Raw genomic sequence first — 3,767 nt, forward strand, 5'->3', positions numbered from 1 at the left:
ACCGCAGAACCTTCCGGACCACCTTTCGCGAAATCCCGAGCTCACGACAGATCGCCTTGATCGACTTGCCCTGCACCCGGTGCAGGCGCCGGATCTTTGCCACCGTCTCCACGACCAGCATCCCAGCCCTGGCTCCCGATCATCCCGGGAACCACTGTGAACCCCGCCGTCAGTGGGGTCCCGTTTGGACGCCGATCACCCCTCCAACAGGGTTCCTATTCCATGCCGTTCCACACATCGCGGGCATGGCCGACCTGATCGGCGCCGTGCGCCTGCCGCAGGGCGCGATGCAGGCCGCCGCCGGCACCGAGGTCGTGGTGGACATTCTGTTCCTGCAGAAGCGCCGCCCCGGCCAGGAGCCGTCCAGCCTGCAGTGGGACGGGGTGGCGGAGGTGGTCTTGGCGGAAGACGGCGACGAGGCGCTGAGCGTGAACCGCTACTTCGCCGAACACCCCGGAATGGTGCTGGGCGAGCACGCCCGGACCAGCAGCCCCTTCGGCCCGACCTACACCTGCCGTGCCCGCGGCGGGGTGGACACGGAGGCGGCACTCGGCCGCGCGTTGGAGGCGGTCGGCACGGCGGCCCGCATCCCTGTCAGTGAGTCGGCGGCCGCGCCGAGGGCCAAGGCGCCCCGCATCGTGGTGGGCACCGCCGCCGAGGGCGCGACCACCAAGGAGGGCAGCTACGTCCTGCTCGGCGGCGAGCTGATGCAGGTCATAGACGGCCAGCCGGTGCCGGTCGCGGTGAAGTCGGCGACGAACAAGGAGGGCATCTTCGCCAAGCACGCCCGGATCATCCGCGGCCTGATCCCGATCCGCGACGCGGTGCGGACGGTGCTGCGGGCCCAGGAGGCCAACGAGCCCTGGGGACAGGCCCAGATCCGCCTCCGGGCCGCGTACCAGAGCTTCGTCCGGCAGTTCGGGCCCATCAATCAGGCGCGCATCACCACCCGCACGGATGAGGAAACGGGTGAGGTGAGCGAGACGGTGCGCCGGCCGAACCTCGCGCCCTTCCTCGACGACCCCGATTGCTGGCTGGTGGCCTCGATCGAGGACTATGACGAGGACGCCGACACGGCCAGGCAGGGGCCGATCTTTACCCAGCGGGTGATCCACCCGCCCGTGGAGCCGGTCATCACCTCGGCGGCCGACGCCCTCGCCGTCACCCTGCACGAGGTCGGCCATGTCGATCCCGACCGCATCGCCGAACTGATCGGCCGCTCGCGTGAGGAGACCCTGGCCGAGTTGGGCGACGCGGTGTTCCTCAATCCCGCCCTCTCCACGGAGGGGATCGAGGTCTGGGAGACGGCGGACGCCTACCTGTCCGGCTCGGTCCGCACCAAGCTGGCCGTGGCCGAGGCCGCCGCGGCCCTGGATCCGCGCTACCTGCGCAACGTCCCGGCGCTGCGGGCTGTGCAGCCCGAGGACCTGAAGCCCTCCGACATCACCGCCCGGCTCGGCGCCCCCTGGATGCCCGCCGACGTGGTGGAGGCCTTCGTCGCCGAGCAGATGGGCATCGCGGTGCAGATTCGGCACACCGTCGAGATCGCCTCTTGGTCCTTCAACATCCATGCCTTTGACGGGCACGCGGCCGCGACCTCGGAGTGGGGCACGGAGCGGCGGCATGCCGGCTATCTGCTGGACGACGCCCTGAATGCCGCGATCCCGCAGATCTACGACACCTGGATCGAGGACGGGAGGGAGCGGCGGGAGATCAACCCGGCCGAGACCGAGGCGGCCAAGGAGAAGCTCGCCAAAATCAAGTCGGCCTTCGAGCACTGGGTCTGGCAGGATGCGGAGCGCGCCGACCGGCTGTCGCGCATCTACAACGACCGCTTCAACAACCTCGTCCCGCGCGCCTTCGACGGGCGGCACCTGCAGCTGCCGGGTGCGTCCAGCATCATCTCGATGCGCGAGCACCAGAAGCGGGTGATCTGGCGCATCATCAGCACCGGCTCGACCTACATCGCCCACGCGGTCGGTGCCGGAAAGACCTTCAGCATGGCGGCCGCCATCATGGAGCAGCGCCGGCTCGGGCTCATCACCAAGGCGATGATGGTGGTGCCCGGCCACTGCCTGGCGCAGGCCAGCCGCGAGTTCCTGTTGCTCTACCCGAATGCCCAGATCCTGGTCGCGGACGAGACCAACTTCGTGAAGGAAAAGCGCCAGCGCTTCCTGGCCCGCGCCGCCACGGGCAACTGGGACTGCATCATCATCACGCATTCGGCCTTCAAGTTCATCCCGGCGCCGGCACAGTTCGAGAAGGGGCTGATCGACGCGCAGATTCAGAGCTACGTCGATCTGCTGGAGAAGATCGACAGGGACGACCGCATCACCCGCAAGCGCCTGGAGCGGCTGAAGGAGCGCATGGAGGCGAAGCTGGAAGCGCTCGCCACGCGCAAGGACGACATGCTGACCATCGGCGAGATCGGCGTCGACCAGCTGGTGGTGGACGAGGCGCAGGAGTTCCGGAAACTCAGCTTCGCGACCAACATGGCGAGCCTGAAGGGCATCAGCCCGGATGGCTCGCAGCGGGCGTGGGACCTCTACGCCAAGTCCCGCTTCATCGCGCAGACCCAGCCCTACCGGAACCTGATCCTCGCCTCCGGCACGCCCATCACCAACACCGTGGGCGAGATGTTCAGCCTGCAGCGCTTCATGCAGCCCGACGCCCTGGCCGAGCGCGGCCTGCACGAGTTCGACGCTTGGGCCAGCACTTTCGGCGATACCGTGACCGAGCTGGAACTCCAGCCCTCGGGCAACTACCAGCCGGTGACGCGCTTCGCGAACTTCGTCAACGTCGCCGACCTGATCGCCATGTTCCGCTCGGTCGCGGATGTGGTGAGCAAGACCGACCTGCGCGGCTATGCCAGGCTGCCGGCGATCCGCACCGGCAAGCGGCAGATCCTGACCTCTCCCGCGAGCCTGACCTTCAAGGCGTATCAGAAGGTGCTGGCCAAGAGGATCGACGCGATCAAGGAGCGGAAGGGCAAGGCGAACAAGGGCGACGACATCCTGCTTTCGGTTATCACCGATGGCCGGCATGCCGCGATCGACCTGCGCTTCGTGCTGCCGGATGCGGCGAACGAGCCGGAGAACAAGCTGAACAACCTGATCCGCAACGTGCATCGCATCTGGCGGGAGACGCGCGACACCACCTACCGCAACCCGCTCACCGGCGAGAGCTACCCGATCCCGGGCGCGGCGCAGATGATCTTCTCCGACCTCGGCACCGAGAACGCGGCGGCGACGCGGGGTTCCTCGGCCTATGAGTGGATCCGCACCGAGCTGATCCGGCGGGGCGTGCCGGCCTCCGAGATCGCCTTCATGCAGCACTACAAGAAGGCCGCGGCCAAGCAGAGCCTGTTCAACGACGTCAACAGCGGCCGGGTGCGGATCCTGCTCGGCTCCACCCAGACCATGGGCACGGGCGTCAACGCCCAGCAACGCCTGGCCGCGCTGCACCACCTCGACGTGCCATGGCTGCCGTCCGACATCGAGCAGCGCGAGGGCCGGATCGAGCGGCAGGGCAACCAGAACGAGGAGATCGACATCTACGCCTATGCCACGCTCGGCAGCGTGGACGCGACCAACTGGCAGCTCCTGGAGCGCAAGGCCCGCTTTATCGAGGCGGCCCTCGGCGGCGACCGCTCGATCCGCCGCCTGGAGGACGTGGCCGACAGCGCCAGCCAGTTCGCCATGGCCAAGGCACTGGCCTCGGGCGACCAGCGGCTGATGCAGAAGGCAGGGCTGGAGGCCGAGCTGGCC

Annotated in this window: 2 pseudogenes; one reads left to right on the forward strand and one right to left on the reverse strand. The window is 68.3% G+C overall.

The window, feature by feature from the left end:
- A pseudogene (locus ROTAS13_RS28245) lies at positions 1 to 121 on the reverse strand (helix-turn-helix domain-containing protein); the annotation flags it as partial.
- Positions 122 to 236: 115 nt separating this feature from the next.
- On the opposite strand from ROTAS13_RS28245, the pseudogene ROTAS13_RS25850 reads away from it, so the two are divergent.
- Positions 237 to 3,767 (forward strand): annotated as a pseudogene (locus ROTAS13_RS25850) (DEAD/DEAH box helicase family protein); the annotation flags it as partial.

Source organism: Roseomonas sp. TAS13, from assembly GCF_001950415.1.
GTDB lineage: Bacteria > Pseudomonadota > Alphaproteobacteria > Acetobacterales > Acetobacteraceae > Roseomonas > Roseomonas mucosa.